General features: G+C 38.0%; 16 protein-coding genes. 9 read left to right on the plus strand and 7 right to left on the minus strand.

Going from position 1 to position 17546, the window contains the following annotated elements; genetic code table 11:
- Positions 1-101 precede the first annotated feature (101 nt).
- From R2Q84_RS24475 to R2Q84_RS24485, 3 genes are all read left to right on the plus strand, one after another.
- Positions 102-1160 carry a DUF3800 domain-containing protein gene (locus tag R2Q84_RS24475; protein WP_316819241.1) on the plus strand — a complete coding sequence of 353 codons (1059 nt, stop codon included), beginning with the start codon at positions 102-104 and terminating at the stop codon, positions 1158-1160.
- Between the two features lie 121 nt (positions 1161-1281).
- Positions 1282-2391 (plus strand): DUF4238 domain-containing protein, encoded by a 1110-nt coding sequence (locus R2Q84_RS24480; protein ID WP_316819242.1) that lies wholly within the window; start codon positions 1282-1284, stop codon positions 2389-2391.
- A gap of 11 nt (positions 2392-2402) precedes the next feature.
- Positions 2403-3239 carry a hypothetical protein gene (locus R2Q84_RS24485; protein WP_316819243.1) on the plus strand — a complete coding sequence of 279 codons (837 nt, stop codon included), beginning with the start codon at positions 2403-2405 and terminating at the stop codon, positions 3237-3239.
- A 52-nt stretch (positions 3240-3291) separates the two neighbouring features.
- Here the strand turns inward: R2Q84_RS24485 and R2Q84_RS24490 are convergent, their stop codons facing one another.
- The gene (locus tag R2Q84_RS24490) at positions 3292-3936 is read right to left on the minus strand and encodes a hypothetical protein (protein WP_316819244.1); all 645 of its coding nucleotides are present in this window, start codon (positions 3934-3936) and stop codon (positions 3292-3294) included.
- Between the two features lie 60 nt (positions 3937-3996).
- Complete coding sequence (locus R2Q84_RS24495; protein ID WP_316819245.1) at positions 3997-5880, minus strand: P-loop NTPase fold protein; 1884 nt, start codon at positions 5878-5880, stop codon at positions 3997-3999.
- A gap of 240 nt (positions 5881-6120) precedes the next feature.
- On the opposite strand from R2Q84_RS24495, the gene R2Q84_RS25275 reads away from it, so the two are divergent.
- The 5 genes from R2Q84_RS25275 (at position 6121) to R2Q84_RS24515 (ending at position 11758) form a co-directional block, all read left to right on the plus strand.
- Positions 6121-6375, plus strand: coding sequence for a DUF6922 domain-containing protein (locus tag R2Q84_RS25275; protein WP_410478438.1), 255 nt, complete (start codon positions 6121-6123; stop codon positions 6373-6375).
- Positions 6376-6738: 363 nt separating this feature from the next.
- Positions 6739-9864, plus strand: coding sequence for a COR domain-containing protein (locus R2Q84_RS24500; RefSeq protein WP_316819246.1), 3126 nt, complete (start codon positions 6739-6741; stop codon positions 9862-9864).
- Positions 9865-9976: 112 nt separating this feature from the next.
- The gene (locus R2Q84_RS24505) at positions 9977-10600 is read left to right on the plus strand and encodes a class I SAM-dependent methyltransferase (RefSeq protein ID WP_316819247.1); all 624 of its coding nucleotides are present in this window, start codon (positions 9977-9979) and stop codon (positions 10598-10600) included.
- A gap of 96 nt (positions 10601-10696) precedes the next feature.
- Positions 10697-10936 (plus strand): hypothetical protein, encoded by a 240-nt coding sequence (locus R2Q84_RS24510; protein ID WP_316819248.1) that lies wholly within the window; start codon positions 10697-10699, stop codon positions 10934-10936.
- Positions 10937-11758 carry a Fic family protein gene (locus R2Q84_RS24515; protein WP_316819249.1) on the plus strand — a complete coding sequence of 274 codons (822 nt, stop codon included), beginning with the start codon at positions 10937-10939 and terminating at the stop codon, positions 11756-11758.
- An 876-nt stretch (positions 11759-12634) separates the two neighbouring features.
- On the opposite strand, the gene R2Q84_RS24520 is transcribed toward R2Q84_RS24515, so the two are convergent.
- On the minus strand, positions 12635-13015 hold the full coding sequence (locus tag R2Q84_RS24520) for a winged helix-turn-helix transcriptional regulator (RefSeq protein WP_316819250.1): 381 nt from the start codon (positions 13013-13015) through the stop codon (positions 12635-12637).
- Between the two features lie 93 nt (positions 13016-13108).
- Here R2Q84_RS24520 and R2Q84_RS24525 point away from each other — a divergent pair, with 93 nt between their 5' ends.
- The gene (locus tag R2Q84_RS24525; protein WP_316819251.1) at positions 13109-13849 is read left to right on the plus strand and encodes an SDR family NAD(P)-dependent oxidoreductase; all 741 of its coding nucleotides are present in this window, start codon (positions 13109-13111) and stop codon (positions 13847-13849) included.
- A 404-nt stretch (positions 13850-14253) separates the two neighbouring features.
- Here the strand turns inward: R2Q84_RS24525 and R2Q84_RS24530 are convergent, their stop codons facing one another.
- The 4 genes from R2Q84_RS24530 to R2Q84_RS24545 form a co-directional block, all read right to left on the minus strand.
- A complete protein-coding gene (locus R2Q84_RS24530) occupies positions 14254-14430 on the minus strand; it encodes a hypothetical protein (RefSeq protein WP_316819252.1) in 177 nt (58 codons plus the stop codon).
- Between the two features lie 11 nt (positions 14431-14441).
- Positions 14442-14984 carry a peptidoglycan-binding protein gene (locus R2Q84_RS24535; RefSeq protein ID WP_316819253.1) on the minus strand — a complete coding sequence of 181 codons (543 nt, stop codon included), beginning with the start codon at positions 14982-14984 and terminating at the stop codon, positions 14442-14444.
- A 383-nt stretch (positions 14985-15367) separates the two neighbouring features.
- Positions 15368-16012, minus strand: a complete 645-nt coding sequence (locus R2Q84_RS24540; RefSeq protein WP_316819254.1) for a DUF6266 family protein — start codon at positions 16010-16012, stop codon at positions 15368-15370.
- Positions 16013-16222: 210 nt separating this feature from the next.
- On the minus strand, positions 16223-17440 hold the full coding sequence (locus R2Q84_RS24545) for a hypothetical protein (RefSeq protein ID WP_316819255.1): 1218 nt from the start codon (positions 17438-17440) through the stop codon (positions 16223-16225).
- Positions 17441-17546 lie beyond the last annotated feature (106 nt).

The raw sequence follows: 17546 nt of genomic DNA on the forward strand, positions 1-17546 counted from the left end.
AGTCAAATTAAGTTTACTGGCAACGTTTTGAAGTCGCCTAGAAAATAACGAGTGAAAATTGGAATAGCTTTGATTATTAAATAATGCTTTTGAAGAAAAATATGAAAAGATTATACTTTGACGAGTCCGGATTTACTGGTTACAATCACCTTGATCGGGAACAGCCAATCTTCGCTCTTGCAAGCCACGATCTGAATGAAGAACTCGCCCAATCGATTATGAAGAGATCCTTTCCAAATTATAAAGGTGAGGAATATAAATTTTCAAGTCTTTGGAAATCCAGTAAGCCACAGTTTCTAGGCCTAGCTAAAAATTTAAAACCCTTCACTAACGGAATCCGGTTTTGGATCATTGACAAGCATTTTGCGGTACTGGTGAAAATGGTCGATTTTCTCATCGAACCTGCCACAACGGCTTCTGGTTACAATTTCCTTGCAGGGGGATTTGGAAGGAAATTGGCCAATCAAATATATTACAATTTCCAAAGTAACGCCACGCCAGGAATGCTTGATGAATTACTAAACCAGTACCAGTTTTTTAGTCGTAATCCTTCAAAGGAAACACTAGCCACGTTTTTAACAAACATTGAACATCTCTATAATAAGCAATCACTCGCTGTAAAGCACCACCTGGCTTTGATGGTTGAGGGGGTTAGGAACTTTGAGCATTTTAATAATCTTGACACATTTAAATCCACTAATGATCTCCAGTTTACCGCTATGCTCGCAATGATCGTTGATTGGCGGAAAGCGACATCAGAGGATTTTACAGTCATTCACGATGCGTCTTCCAATTTTTTAAGACAAAGACAGTTGTGGGACCAGATCACCAGTCATGATGTGATATCACAAGATTTTCCACTTGGTGATGGATCAACGGTAGCTTATCCATTAAGGGTATTAAATACAAAGTCAGTTAACTCAAAAGACAGTTATGGTGTACAGTTATCCGATTTGCTTGCTGGTTATGCTTCAAAACACTTTGACCTAACCCGCCCTAAAGAAGAACGTGAGACTTTAGATGGGATGGTTACTGCAGGATTGTACGGTAGTAATTTTAATAGCATCAGGCCGGCAAAAGATTTTCCTTCCGGTGCGCCCAGTAAGCTAACTGGGCCGGATGCGGTAGATCTGCTCATAAATATTATGAAAAAGAATTAATCACCTACAGTTTGATTTTGATCATAGGCTTAGATGCAATAATCAATATCTATACTAGAGATCCCGATTTTTTCGGGGAGTTCTTGTAAATAAGTATGTTTGTTAGACTGATCGCCATCTCATGAGTAAACCAAAACGACATCACTACATCCCAAAATCATATCTAAAGAATTTCGCGTTAAATCAAGATAGTAAATTCTTTGTCGAAGCAAAGCTTACCCATGAGGGCAAGATTAAACCTGAACTTATCAGCACTGTAGACATGTGCGTTGGTAAAAATTTATATACTATACCAAATGTCGAAGGAGACGATAAATACGCTATTGAAAGATATTACGCTAAAGAAATTGATGAAATATATCCTGATATTTACGAGCTATTAGTCAATAATGAAATTTCTGAATTGACAGAAGACCAGCGTAGAAAGGTTATTCTTACAACAATGAGCCTGTTTTTCAGAACACCTAAATTTCTCAATCTTAACGCAAAATATTTAGATGAAATATTGGAATATGCCGTTGCAAATCATATGGATTCAAATGGCGAGGTAAAATTTAAGAACGATACCTACGATTTGAATTTCCATATTTCAAGTATTGCTGAAATTAGAGAAGAACTAGCTATACAAAATAAGCTGGATTTCCTTACCAATCACATGAACGACTTACATGATTTCGTTGAATATAAAATGCAAGCGGGAATGATGGTAGTAAATATCACAAGCGATATAGATTTGATCACTTCGGATAATCCAGTGATCATGAGAAGTCATGTTGGTAATGAATTTAATCTATTTGATCCGACAAATATTATACATATTCCAATTGACAATAAGCATTATCTGATGATAGCTCCGAATACTGAAGGTGCGCTGCGAGATCAAGTTTTTAGGGCTGTTCATTGCGATGTTATGTTTGCACTTACTACTAATCTGCAAGTGGAACAAAATGCCGAATCTTGGATTTTTGGTAAGCCGGGAACGGTTTTGGCACATATAAAAGATCAAGCACAATATGGTGAATTCACACCCGAGAACTTGAATCATGTGTCAGAAATGGAAGCAAAGTCCAAGAACCTTAAAAAACTTGGTGAGATGCTAGATAATTTTGGAATAACAGATCAAAGGTCTATTTCATTTTTAGAAAAACTATTAAAGGATCCGCTTCACAGAGACGATCCCAATCTCCTAGACACTCATCGCGAATTGAGAAAACTGGGGTGGATTAATTAATCGAAATTATTATGGAGGAACTACTGACCGAAAATGAAATTGTAAAGATTTTAGAGGAAGCTAGAAAACCAGAATATCAAGAGGATTATCTATTTTCTCTGACTTCTGATAAGCTACACATTTTCAAAGTTTCCAAAAAGGGTTTAATTTTCATTCATGGAGATAATCACACTGGAATGGAACATATCCAATTGCGTCATAGTATAACCTCTCGGAAATTATTTGAAAAGGATGGGAGTTTTGATAATCCAACGAAATTTAACCTCGCGCCAGTTGAGTATTCTTTTGTTGCTGATTCCATTTATGTTCCTGAAAATCTTAACAGCGAGAAGAATGTTCGGCCGGAAATGTTTGATTTATATATTGGAGACTTCAAACAACGCGACGGTAAAGTCTTCAGTTATAGGTTAATTCTTTATAGGTCGACAAAAATTGTTCATACTTTTTTTCTGACTAACAGTTCAAAACCCTTTAATAAAAAAATCAACTTACCGGTCAGGCAAGGCTGGAGTAGCGGCAAATGGGACACTATGAGTGGTTTGCAGACATTTTCAATCAATTATTTAGATTTGGCTAACATTGTTAGGTTTACTATATTTTTACGGTGTATTCCAAAAATCAGAAAGGAACGTTGGTATCTTATTGTCAATGATCATTTTGGAACACCGACTTTTACCCATTATTTACATGAGGAGGATATGAAAAATATTATAGATACTCCATTCCGAATGGAGATTTTGGATTTTCAAGACCTTTCTGCAATAGATAAAAAAATCAAAAATATCATCAAGGGAACGTATGAATTTGAAAAGAACTTTAGTCTTTACAGTGAATACAAGTATCAATAAAAACCTCCGCTTTATTAAAGAAGGTCCTAGATTTGTATAGCAATCAGCTCAATTAAAGCAAATTTAATGGACCAGTGTCAAAGTTTTCAAGCTTATCTATATTGGTATTCTTATTTCTACCTGTAGTGGGATAGGCCGTGGCCAATAGTTTTCTTGTTCTTGGTGTACCATATTTCTCAATAGCGTGCCCTAGTGAATGCTGATCTAAGCTCATCACTTTTTTAAAGACCTTTTCAAGTATTTTCGGTTGATCTTCTGCCAGGTAATCCAGGTTATTGATCAGATCAACTATTAGAAACTCCTTGCTTGGTTTCTTTGGAAAGGCTGATTTTTTTTTGAAAGTGAATAATTTGTTACCTAGTTTAATATCACCACTACGCAGATGGTTGTATACGGTCTGTGTATTATACAGCTGTGTAGTTCCCACACCCAATGCATTAAAGGAGTTGAAGGAAGTAATCAGAAAATTGTCGTTGTCCAAAAACTTCTTAATCAGCAACTGATCAGAAGGCGGCTCAAAACCGAAAGCGTTCTTCTTCGGAAAATGGTATAATCCCGGGCCAACCTTTTTCAAAATACCATCGCCCGTGAGCTCAGAAAGATGTCTATCAATAGAACTTGACCACTTTTGCAGTTCATCCCTCTTGTAGATATTTCCTTTCTTTAAATGGCTTTTTAAATCATCTAATTTTGACATAAACGTTGGGTGGGTCTATAAGTTGTTATATTGTATATTCGAATATGACAATCGGTAAATTTATGTGTGTAACCGCATCGCTATTCTCTTTTTTACTTCGTTTTGAAGGTCGAGAAACAATGCACCACTAATGTTTTTTAACTTCACTTGCTTTTGCTTTATTGTTAGAAGTTCATCCAAAGCTTTCAAAAAATCCCTATCCTCAAGCTCAAAATTTCGGTCATATGTGCTATATAAAACTACAAAAAGCAATATAATTTTCGACTTCTTTTTATTGTCAGCCTTATTGAATACGTTAAAAATCATTCTAGGGTTAATTCCTGATAAGGAAACATTTCCGTCTTCATTTTTTATCTGTTGCATGATGCTTTCATGGAATGCATCATAATTGTTTTTAAACTCTCGTTCAGCAAATTCTGAATTTCTTTGATTTATGATTTCTCCTGCCTTCCTGTTAACCGATTCCATAACCTTAAAGAGTTGTTCATAGTATATGTAAAACGGTCCGTCTGTAGAGACATGATTGTGTCTCCTTAGTATTTCGGGATGCGTATATCTATAAGTCATTTTTTTAAGTGTACGAATGAATCGATCTGTTAGCTTTTGTAGGTCAAGATTTAGGACATTGCCATCCCGAACTATCAGATAAAAAAGAGAGATATACATTTCTAAGTCATAGTGCCCTGCAAATGCAAAATCCCTTAATTTTCGGGTTAAAATTAGGTATTCATTGTCTGAAAGGTTCTTATATTTAGCTGCAGAAAGGGCGTTGTAAGTTTTATAAGCCTCCGGTATATTATTTGTTCTTACATGATAGATTTCACATAGCTCGTTAAAGAACTGGTTCTCATCAAAATAATCACCTCCGGTAAGATAGTTGAACAAACTTTTAAAATGTAAGTAGTCTTCATCTGGAAAGTAATCTTCCATAATTTGTTCACCATAGTTTTTTGGTGTGGCATTTTTGTTTGATTCATACAATTTCCTTAAGGCATAATCCGCATTATTATCTAGTCCTTGCTTTTCGTTATAATTTAGTTTACCCTTTTTATGCTCTACACAAATCATTAGGCAAAACCTCAATACTTTGAATTGAATTTCATGTTTTACCTCATTCAAGTCGCTAATTGTGAAACCTTTTTGTATATAATGGCATATTGCACCGTAATTTGAAAGAAAATAACTGAGTGTCCTATAATTGATGTGCTGGCCATTCTCTTTCATTAAAAAATTCAAGATCAATGATTCATTTGCACGAAGGTGTTCGACGTAAGCATTCGTTGAGAATTGCAAACCTTTTATCATCGCTTCAAAAGTAGTGCTGAAGTTTTGTTGAAAGTGTATAGTATTTCCAATAATCTTTTCTTTGATTTCCTGGAAACTGGCAGGCATGTTCTTCCCTTCATTAGCCAGGATAATTACTTTTATATTGCTTTCTTCGACAAGGGAATTTATATATCCCAGGATTTGGTTTTCTTTAAGAAGATTTGGATCTGCCCGCTCAAGGTCGTCAAAACAGATAAGTAATTTATCAAGCTGTAGCCAATCTCGTTTTTGTTCCGACATTTCTTCGTTTAAGTCCTCGAAATTTTCATAAGCAGCATCTATTAATCCCTGTCCAAAAATTCTGGTGACATCAACGGATTTTAAGATGAATTTCGCAACTGTAGCTCCAGCTTTTAATTTCTTATTCTCTAGGATTGGATACAAAGCAAGAAAAATCTTGTCTTTCAGGTCGTCTATACTACTCACGCCGAATAGCGAAATTATTAAGCCTTTATAACCAGTATCACTTATTTTAGGTAAAAACGTATTCCTCAGGTAATGCGTTTTTCCAGCGCCCCAACTGGCAGATAACATGACAGCATAGTTTGTTTTTTTATATAGATATTCTTTTAATTGGATCTCAAGGCGATCAACAGGTGGATTAGTCTCTTCGTTCACGTTAATTTGTATTAAGGGCTAAACAAATATACCAAGAAATACCATGTTTAAATAGAATCGGTAGCTCAATGTCATCCACGTATTGTTTTGTTATAAGGTATTCTGTATTTGTTCGTAACTAGAATTAGATAGGAAATGTACGTGATTCATAAGTAGATTTATATCTTTTAATTTTTACTTATTTACTAAAATTGAATCCATATCTTAGTATAGATGAAATCGGTAGATAATATAGCGGTAATGTTCCCTAAAGAACTTTTCTGGGACTTAAACGTGTCTCGGTTAGATATTCAGGGAGATAAGGATCTAATAATCCCTAGGGCACTTTATGCTACAACTGAAAATACATTTTCTCAAGATATCAGCCGTTTAGAGTGTCTTTATAAGCGAAGTGAAATAGTTAAGCAACTTAAATCTACAAAAGAACGGATTAGTAATAAGGTTTGTACTATGGTAGCACAACGCTATCACGTAAGGCACTTTTCTAGGTACTAGTGGTAGCTGTTTATACAGAGTATTTAAAAATTTCATCGAACTTCATTAGCTTTTAAGTCTTAGAAATGCGATAGTGTTCCGCGGAACGGGTCTGCAATTCATTGTGATGATAAGAATTTGTGGATAGAGCTAATTTTCTTTGTGTAATAGCGTGAAGAATTGCCAAAAAAGTGGTCATATGGTCGGAAGATTTTTAGATAGATCAGATGGATAATCACGATGCTTACGTTTGTATGTTAACCAGTAAATCTGAAACTGAAACATTGGTTAACTGCATTGAACACTGACGCAAGCCAGAAATAACAACACAATAATAATCTTATATTTGATAATAAAAACCAGATAAACCACAACAGTACCAATATGGAATTAATACCCTCACAAGCGGCTGCACTGGCTGCAATTGAAATAGCCTTGGACATTGAATTGACAGAGATAAAGAATACCCGTAAAAATGGATTTGAACAAAAGGAGGGTATTATCGTTGAGCTGGTGATCAATGGTGTGGAAATGGAAGTGCTACCTAAAGAACTCGAACAGCTTACCGGACTTGAAAAATTTTCTGCCAGTAAAAACTTTCTGGAATCTATCGGAGCGCTTCAAAATCTGGATCAGTTGAAAGAACTTAACTTGAGTGATAACAAGTTGAGCGACATCAGCGTCTTACAAAACCTGACAAACCTCGATTATCTTAATCTGGATACCAATCAGATTACCGACTTGGAACCGCTTGCACATTTAAACGAATTAACTGCTCTTAAAATCAGTCAAAATTTAATACATGACCTGAGCCCACTCCAAAATCTCAAGATGCTTAACGCATTGGAAGCGTCAGAAAATCGGATTACTGAACTTCCAGAATTGGCTGGATTGCAGAAGCTAGAAATACTGGAACTTGCTACCAATAAGATCAAGGATATTCAGCCCCTTTCTATTCTCCAAAGCCTTCGTTTTCTGAACTTATACCACAACGGTCTCACAGATATCAGCCCGGTCAGGCACCTGAATCAGTTGGTTGCCCTTAATCTTGTGATTAACGATATTGTAGATCTGACTGGACTGGAAAATTGCACAATGATGAAAACTTTGGAGATTTCTTATAACCAAATATCCGATTTAAGGGCCTTGACAAAGATGCAGAAACTGGAAGCGCTGACCATGACCAAATTGCTTATTCCGGATCTTTCGCCACTTGTCGAGCTAAGCTCACTTACTGAACTCGGCCTTCGAGATACCTCGATCCTTGATTCTGCCTCATTAAGTAGATGTACCGGGTTGCAGAAGTTGTATCTCTCGGGTACGAAACTCAGAGACCTACATTTCCTATCATCACTAGTCAACTTGCGAACACTTCACTTAGGTTCCACGGGTATTTCAGACATTAACGCCATCAAAAATCTTAGTCAATTGGAATATCTAGATATCTCTGGTAACCAGATCAGCATTTTTCCAGCTTGGCTCTGCGAATCCGAGATGGAGATCACAAGGGACATTTACTCAGGTTATAATATTGAGAACAATCCAATAGAAAACGTACCCAGCATCTTTTTGCGGCAGAACAACGGCGCAATACTGGATTATCTGAAATCTCTGGAAGGCGGATCAAGAGCCATCAACGAAATTAAAGTCATCATCCTCGGAGAAGGTGCAGCTGGGAAGACCTCGTTTGTGAAATACCTGAAAGGAGAGGAATTTGACCCTAATCAATCTCAGACCCATGGTATTAATATCGCGGAATGTATGCAGGATCTTGCTATCACCATGAAGATATGGGATTTCGGTGGACAGGACATCATGCACCATACCCACCAGTTGTTTCTCACCCAAAACAGTGTATACATTCTGCTACTAAATGCCAGGGAAAAAACAGATACTGAAAAATGGCTAAAGATGATTAAAGTCTTTGGCGGTGACTCCCCAGTAATGATAGTTACCAATAAGATAGATGAACACCCCTCAGACCGTGAAAATATCCGTTTCCTGGACACTAAGTACGATAATCTCAAAGGTAGATATGCCCGCATTTCCTGCAAAACAGGTGAGGGGCTAGATGACGTACAGAAACTACTTAAAAATACCATCTCTGGGATACTGCATGCCCGGACGCTCTGGAGCAACAGTTGGCTTGCCGTGAAAGAAGAACTTGAGGACATGCGCAAAGGAAGCCTGCTGAAAGATTATATCCATTACGATATGTATGAACAACTTTGTGATAAACACGGGGTATTTGAGAATCACCGTGATACATTGATCGGCTGGCTCAATGAACTCGGCGTGGTCACTTATTTTGCTGATGCACAGCTCAATGAAACCAATGTAATTAATCCGTCCTGGTTGACTGAAGCATTCTATGCGATCATCAACTCTAAAACCGTTGCCGGGACTTTTGGACGATTCAGCCTCTCAGACCTTGGTCAGATCCTTGATCCTGTAAAATACCCGCACCGCAAATATGCCTTTCTGATGGCCCTGATGACCAAGTTTGAATTGTGTTACGAATTTGATAAAGGCAATTATCTGATACCTGACCTGCTGAAAAAAGAGGAACCATATATCAACATGAATATGAGAATGCCACTGAACTTCAAGTTCAAATATTCCACGTTGTTGCCGAAAGCCGTATTGCCGAAGTTCATGGTCAGAAGGCATCTGGAAATCTCAGATGATTTGATGTGGAGGAGTGGTCTTGTCATGGGAGACAAAAGTTACGGTGCTGCAGCGCTGGTCAGGTTGGACGAAGAAGAAAAGGAAATTGCGGTCAGCGTCTCGGGCGAGGACAAAAAGGGTTATCTGGCCAGTATCCGCTCAACATTCAACAATATTAATAACCTGTATGAAGGACTGGAATTTGAAGAATTGGTTCCATGCTATTGCAAGTTGTGCGTCAAAAGTACAAAACCCTTCTACTTTAAATATTCCCTGCTCAAACGACTCAGGGACAAAAGCGATAACGTCTGCATGTGCGAAAATTCTCTGCAACGTATGCAGGTAAACGAATTGCTGGGCGTCATGCTCAGCAAGGAAGACCTGGAGAAAGAAGTCAAAAAGATAATTGGAGCAGGCTCATTCTCTATTAAAAAGAGTTTAGAAGAAGGTGATGTTAAAAAGTTCATTAGGAATGTTGAGCACTTGTTTAGTTGTGTTTCTTACTTCTTGTTTGAAAAGAATGAGAAGTCTTATCACGTGCCACTGCTGATGGTATTACGTTCAATATTCAGCAATCAGGTCAAGGGTGATGAAGTTCAGGCAACAGGACGGGCAGACATTATCCTGAATCTTGAAGATTATGTATATATTCTAGAACTGAAGTTGGACGGGAGCGCTGAATCTGCATTGGAGCAAATCCATCTTAAGAAGTACTATACTCCCTACGAAATTGAAGAAAAACACATTGAATTAATTGGAATCAATTTCTCCAGCGAAATACGTAATGTTACTGATTACCGGTACGAGAGATTGCCTAGGACCGTCGATGAAATCGATTTTTAAAAAGAAATTCCTGACAAATTCTTGACTATAATCTTAAAAACGATTAATTCATTGATATGCGGATTGAATAACGTTTTAATGTAAGGTAGCTTGTGGCTATCTTTGCCCGGAGATGAAAAAGCAGCACATTCAGGACACTTTTGGAAATATTGACATTTATTTATTTGACCAGATACTTAAAGGCACTTACGACGATTGTGACATGATCTTAGATGCCGGTTGCGGGACAGGTAGAAACCTGCTGTATCTATTGAAAAGCGGAGCAAATGTTTTTGGCATAGATCAAAGCCCAGATGCCATCACGCATCTAAGAAGCCTCGCAGCCCGATTTCCCCAAGTTGATCCACAAGAGAACTTTAAGGTAGCTTCTGTGGAGCAACTGCCCTTTAAAAATGAAACCTTTGATTTAGTCATAAGTAGTGCTGTATTACACTTTGCAGAAAACCTCAGTCATTTCGAATCCATGCTGCATTCCATGTGGGATGTGCTTAAACCCGGTGGATATTTTTTCTGCAGGCTCGCCTCGGAGATTGGTATTGAATCACTAGTTAGATTTATAGGAAACGGGCGGTATTTGCTTCCGGATGGATCAGAGCGCTTTCTGGTGAACCAGGAGATGCTGCTCAGATTGACTAAAAAAATTGGTGGCGAACTTCACGAGCCCATCAAGACCACTAACGTTCAGAACATAAGAAGTATGACTACCTGGTGCGTGCGAAAAGCGAGTTCAACCTGATTTTTTAAGTTAGGTATATAAACTAAGAAATGGCTTCCTTTGCAATACACACATAATTTCGGTATTTTTGAACTGCATTTTATTTTATAGTGTTTTATGAACCCAATAGATCGTATTTCCAGAAGAATAAATACACTAATTCAATTACCAGAAAATAAAGAAGTAATCTTCATTACTGATCTTAGAAAGGAATATCGTCAGGATCTGAAAAACTTCATATTTGGTGAGACATTAGCAGTCAAGGATGGTAAAATAGTAATTGGGAAAAATCTTTATAAGAGGTGGCTTCAGAAAATTAAGACCAAAGGTTTTGATTATGATGTAAAGTTTATCTAAATGGCTATAGAAGATCAATTTAAAATAATAAACAAACTTCATAAGCAAATTCTTAAGCTTGAGCCGCATCCAGAACTATGGGATAAAGAATATCTAGAGAAAGTAAAAGTCGATTTTACTTATGCGTCGAATAATCTTGAAGGTAACAAAATATCTCACGGACAAACGGTGCAAATATTAAAAGATTTTGTGAGCCCAAAGGATGCTGCAATTTCCGATTATCTGGATATCTTGAATCACAAGAAGGTTCTGGATATTGTATTTGAGAATTATACATCAGAGCAAATCACCGAAGCTAATATAAAGAAACTACACAAAGAGCTAATGAAAAATCCTGCCCAGTGGGGGGATGACGTATATTATGATCCAGGGAAGTATAAAATATTTGAAAATAGAACTTACCGGTCGGACGGCAAAGAGCATATGTATTTAGAGCCGAAGGAGGTAGCTTCTGGAATGGCTTCTCTGATAAAAGAAACAAATGAAGCTTTAAAAAATGTGAATTCCAAAAGCATAGAAAGCCACCCATTAACTATAGCAACTAGGTTTCATTTTGTGTTTTTAAATTCTATACATCCATTTGGTGATGGAAATGGGAGGATCGCACGGATTTTTATGAATCTGATTCTATTACAAAGAGGTTTGCCACCAATTTTTATAAACCAGGTAGATAAAAAAATATATCTGGATTGCTTTACCCAGGAAGAGAAAAAAGTAGGGGCAATGCTTGAGTTTATGGCAATACGATTAATTGAGAGTTTAAAGGCTAAAAGAAAGTATTTGCTTGAAAAAAAGAATATTAATTCCGCTGATCGAAGATAGGGTCTAATAGCTTTCTATTACTTTAGTGATTTGATTTGCAGTAATGTATTTAGTCATCTAAATGTCAAAAATGGAATTATGTTTGTTTAGGTTGCAGCTCTTAAATTACTTATCAATAGTTAGTTATACTTATTAAAATGCTGCTTTTAATTTGTATCTTAAGCTAGTCAAATTATTGATTTTCAGTTGGATTTATTTTTTGTATTGGCAGATAATCGCTGATGTTTACTGCATGATTTACGATAAGTAATGAGGGGCATATGTCATAAATGATAAATTTGAGGATATAATAGATTCTTATGAGAAATACGTTTAAACTAATTGGTATTGGATTAATGGTCGGTGGATGGCTTTGCGCAGGACTGGGATTTACAACTAATATACCTCATCCAATTAACGACATAACGTTGGTTGGTGGATTTATTATGATATATATTGGTGTTGTTATCTTGGGGGTTATAGTTCTTCGGAGCTAAAGATAAATTTGAATTTATAATATGGACGCCTACGAATTATCTTGATTATTCTTGGAGGATTCGCATTTCTACGTTACCGATTAGATATATTCGAGCATCCTTTATTCCCTTTATTTCAAATGGCGTCTTTTGTAGGAGGGATATCAGGAGCAATTAAGTATTATTGGAAACGTAAGAAGAATTCAGTTAACGAAGAAAATATACCACCAGTGAGATAAGAAAATCATGTAAGGAAAGATAACCTGAATAAGCATACCAAGGTTTTCCTCCTCCTTCAAAAAACTAAGTAACTAAGATGACAGACAAAGCCAGAGTAAAGGCTAATGTTGACAAGCAGTTTAAGTGAACCTCTACAGTCTTAATACTGGAATAATTCCATACTTTTAATCAAGTGAAAGAATCAGAGGTAAACTGTTGCTGTTTCTGTCGGTTTGATGTAACTCTTGTGTCGATTCCCCCAGTCAGACATCGCATTTAACATTGGTTTCATCGTTTGCCCGAAATCTGTGAGATGATATTCAACCCGCGGAGGAACTTCGGGGTACACTACCCGTTCAATGATGCCGTCTTTTTGCAACTCACGAAGTTGGGCAACCAGCATTCGCTCGGATATACCCACAATGGATTTTTTAAGTTCGCCATATCGCATCGTGCCGTGGACGAGTCTGCAAAGAATGGCGGGCTTCCATCTTCCGCCAACAACTGCCAGGGCATTGGCCATTCCACAGCCGTCTAAAATCATCTTTTCGTTCAAGGAATTGGTGGAGGTCTCTTTTCTCATTTCTTACTTTTTTGTTAGTACCTAACAATTAGTTGCTTACTTACAAATTTATAGCAATGATGCTAGTTTTGAGTGGTATTAAAAAAATAAATTATGAAAAGGTTAGAAAATAAGGTGGCTTTAGTAACTGGAGGAAGTCGTGGTATTGGTGCTGCTATTGTAAAAAGATTAGCCGCAGAAGGCGCAAAGGTGGTATTTACTTATGGCCGTTCCGTTGAAAAGGCTGAAGCAATAAGTGCCGAAATTGCTGGTACGGGTGGTGTTGCGGTAGCGATTGCCGCTGATAGTGCACAGCCCGCAGAGCTACAGGCAGCAGTGGATAAAACGGTAGCAGATTTTGGTAGGATTGACATCCTGGTCAGCAATGCAGGCATTTATCTGGGTAGCCCTTTTGAGGAGCACACCATTGCCGATTATGATGAGATTATGGCGGTGAACGTACGGGCAGTTTATGTGGCAGCACTGGCGGCCGTAGCGCATATGCCGATAGGTGGGCGTATTATTACTATTGGAAGTAATATGGCTGACAATGCCTTTGGTGCGCAAACTACATTGTATACCATGAGTAAGTCGGCATTGCAGGGGTTTACCCGGGGGCTTGCCCGAGATTTGGGACCAAAGGGGATCAATGTGAGCTTGGTACAGCCCGGCCCGATCAACACCGATATGAATCCTGATGACACTGAACTTGCCGACCTACTGCGCGGTAGAATGGCAGTAGATGAATACGGTACCGGGGAAGACATTGCCGGACTGGTGGCGTTTTTAGCAAGCGGGGAGGGGAAATACATTACAGGAACTGCTATCACCATCGACGGGGGCTTGAATGCCTAACTTTATGGCGTGTGTTTATGACACACGCCTTTTTCATTTTGTCCTTTTAAGCCAAAATCTAACGGCGAAAATTAAAAATCCTGCTATTACAATTGTTCCATATATCCATAAATCCGGAGGCTCTGTTTTTTTCAATTCTTGTTGCTGTTTAGAAACCTGGTTTTTATGACCTCCAAGCTCAGTATGTTTTGCTTCTTGCGTATTTTCAAGGATATGCTGGTACTGGTATAACAAACTGTCTTTCCAAAAGCTGTAAATTTTAGTCTCTTTGTTGGCAGTTTTTAAATCTACACGCCCCAGGTAGGTCTGTTCGTTGCTCTCCTGTCTATTTTGTTGTGTGTTTTTTGTGCTTTTTTTTAACAAGGTACACCCGATACAAAACATTAAAATTACCGAAGCAACTATTACTGGTCTTTTGATATCATACCACATGACATACCTCCATCCTCTTTATTTTTACGTTTTTGTTGCTTATTATGCTCTTTCAAGAGGCGTTCACCTTCTTTTAACACTAATTTGCGTAGTTCCAGCAGCTTAGCAACCCCCTTTATTTTACGCATCCTGTTTACTTTCCGTATCATTGCACTATATGTCATTGTGTATCTCCTTTCTTTTTTGAATTGTTGCTGATCCAGTCAGCATAACGATAAATAGATTTTACATGTCTTAACTTCCTGTGTACACCATTACCTTCTCTTGATCCGCTTAAATTGGTGTTTCCTTCAATACCGAAGATGAAATTGCCCTTAACCTGTTCAATAATGCCGCAATGCGCAATTCTTTTTAAGGAAGGAAAGTAAATACCAAATACAATCCCGGGCGCTGGTACTTTGACCTGTCTGGCCAATGGAAACAGGGCAGGGGACCACCCCGTAACCGGCTGTTCATATCCTGCTTGTTTAAACACCCAGCTTAAAAAGGCTGCACACCAGGGCTCGCCTTTTTTTAGTCCGGTTGCAGCCAGGTAAGCCTCCACCTCAACGCCATCATTATTACCTGTAGCTTCTTTAACTCCTATTTGCGATTGTGCGATGGCAACAATGGGCTCATTGCTTACAACACTATCGCCAGGCAGCCCAGGCCAGTTAGCAAAAGCAAAGCAAAACACGAAAAGTAAAATCCTAACTGTTGCCATAACTTTAATAATTTGAATTGTGAAACCATCAGCCCCAAAGTGGGCAAACCTATAACCATCCAGAAGCGCTGTAAAAGCCACCAGCACAAAGGCAACAATATCAGGAAGCAGATTAGCGCCAGAAGTACCAACAACCAGATAGAAGGATCTATATAGCCAGTGTTACTGTCTTCAAATTGCATTATCTGTGGTGCTGTAAACCATATCAATAGCAGTAACCCCAAAAAAAGAATATCCGGAAGCAGCTTAATAAGCCCGGAACGACCGTGTTTTGTTAAAAATGTAGTTTTCATAATGTCTTTAATTTATTGTGTTTGGATATCCCTTATCAGGGAAGGTGAGGTCTATCAAGACGCCACCTTCCCCTAAAAGGAACCGGTTAATTAAAGCGTCTGAATGCCACCGATGTAGAGGCTGTCACTTACCAGTTTACCGTCTGCGCTTACAAAGCTCATGTAGCATTGTACAGTGTCGCCGGAAAAATCGAGTGGTATGGACAACGCATATTCCAGCGTCGATCTGGTAACAACACCAGTCAGAGAAACAGACTGACCTTTTGTAGGATTAAAGACAAAAAAGATAGCTTTGTCTGTAGGCTTACCATTGCTATCTGATGTAGTTTCCTTCCATTTAAAAGTGATCTCTGCCGGGGTATCAACAGCCAGCTCCATCAGGTAAGGCTGCGCCAGCTTTCCTTTAGTAACCATTAGATTAGGAAAGTCTATCGTATAATTTGGCGATGTGCCCGTAACGGCATTATTTAGGTTATACGATACTGCTGCGTTCATTGCCGACTGCCCAGGTCCTGCAACATTTTTAAAGCCGATGTCGATGATATGGCTTAATCTGCCCAGGAATGAAGTGATTAAAGCCATTTTCAGCCTTGCAGGTAGCTGAGCCTCTGTTGCTGGTCTTTTTACTTTTCTTGGCATGGCTTTAATTAAGTCCATCAGCCTCCAGAAACAGCCGTATGCTGTTCCTAATTGCCCCTGGAATCCGCCCAGGTAGCCTCTTGATAATCTTCCCATAATAATAGGTTTTAAAAAATGAATGAATCTGTTAATTACATGCAGGACTAAGCCTGTATGTTGCAGGTTCTTCCCGGGTGGCTGGCCAGCTAACACCCTGTCTGTAACCTGTAACAAATTGAATCAATATTGCCACCTGATAAGGGGTAAGGGGTTAAGTTAACCCCAGCTTACCCCCCTTTAAATGCACTAAAAACGAAGAAAATATTTTTATTCGGCTTCTATGTCATCCAGCACTTTGTGCATAGTTTTGAGCATTTCTTTCATCCATTGGGTAGTACGCACATTGGGTCTTCTGCTTTTATTTAAGCTCAGTGCGCTGATCTGGTCGGTTCCAATAGTGGTTACATGTTGCGAAAAGAAGTTCATGGTGGTCATGATTTTCCCTTTTTCAATAAGTAATATTTTAGCCCGCATGAAGAGTTCTGTAAAAAGCCCCAGTTGTTCAACACTGAGGTTAAGTGGAAGCTTAAAGTCAATTTTTTCCACCCGTTCGGTTAAATCCTTTACAGGTTGTTTTTCATGAGACTGATTTTGTACTTCCAGCATGTGCAGTTGTTCCAGGTTAATGTAATCGAGTAACAACTCCGAAATAGGTTTTCTGCTGATTTTATAAGCAACATTTGGCTTCAGGTGTATTTTCTTTATCTCCTTTATATACCAGCTAAACTTAGCCGTTTGTGTGGTAAATGTAGGTTCTGCAGATACCGATACGGCAATATATCGTTTGCAATAAGTAATGAAGGTGACGGTATTAAAATTGAGGTAAATCAAGCCTATCATCATCTTCTTGTCCCAGTCAATATCTTTGTTTATGGAAAGTTGTTCAAGTAAACAACTCATGATTAATTTGGTATAAATCAATTGTTTGTAACTACAACTTTGCCTGCTACAGTAGGCAGTAATGTAATTCAGGATGATCTGTTGTAAAGCAGGATCAATAGCTTTGCTCTTTAATTTGGCTGTCAATATATTAAGATTAGCCTTTAAAAGTTCGGCCGATCCTATCCGGTAGGTATCCGGAACACATACGCTCAGGTCAAAATATTTACATTGTTCTTTTTCAATGTAGTTGAGTATGTTTTCAAGTGCTGATATTATAGATTGATATAGGGTAGTAGCTTGTTCATAAATGTTTTGCCCAATTATTCCCTGATCTAAACCTTGTAAATACTGGCTTGTTTTGTCCATTAAATTTATGGCCTCACGTTGATGTGTTTGTATGTATCGTTCCAGATGGTATTCCTCATAATTTCTGCAGGTTACATTTTTAAATTCATTAATAATCCTTTGTGTTTCGATAAAAATTTCTTGTTTCAGGTTATCAATGGTTTTTGTCTGCAATGTAGTCGTAATGTTTAAGGGGGAAAAGTCAGTGCATAGTAGATCTCCAAAGCTTAACAGCTCCAATTTGGTTTGATTTGGCATACGTGGTTTTTTATGTACAATACTTGGTTGATTACGAAGGAAGCGCTTTCTTCGCAATTGAAAAGATTGATATCACAATGCCATTCTCTTTTACTAGTCTTTTAAA

The sequence above is a fragment of the Pedobacter nyackensis genome (genome assembly GCF_032678475.1).
Taxonomy (GTDB): domain Bacteria; phylum Bacteroidota; class Bacteroidia; order Sphingobacteriales; family Sphingobacteriaceae; genus Pedobacter; species Pedobacter nyackensis_A.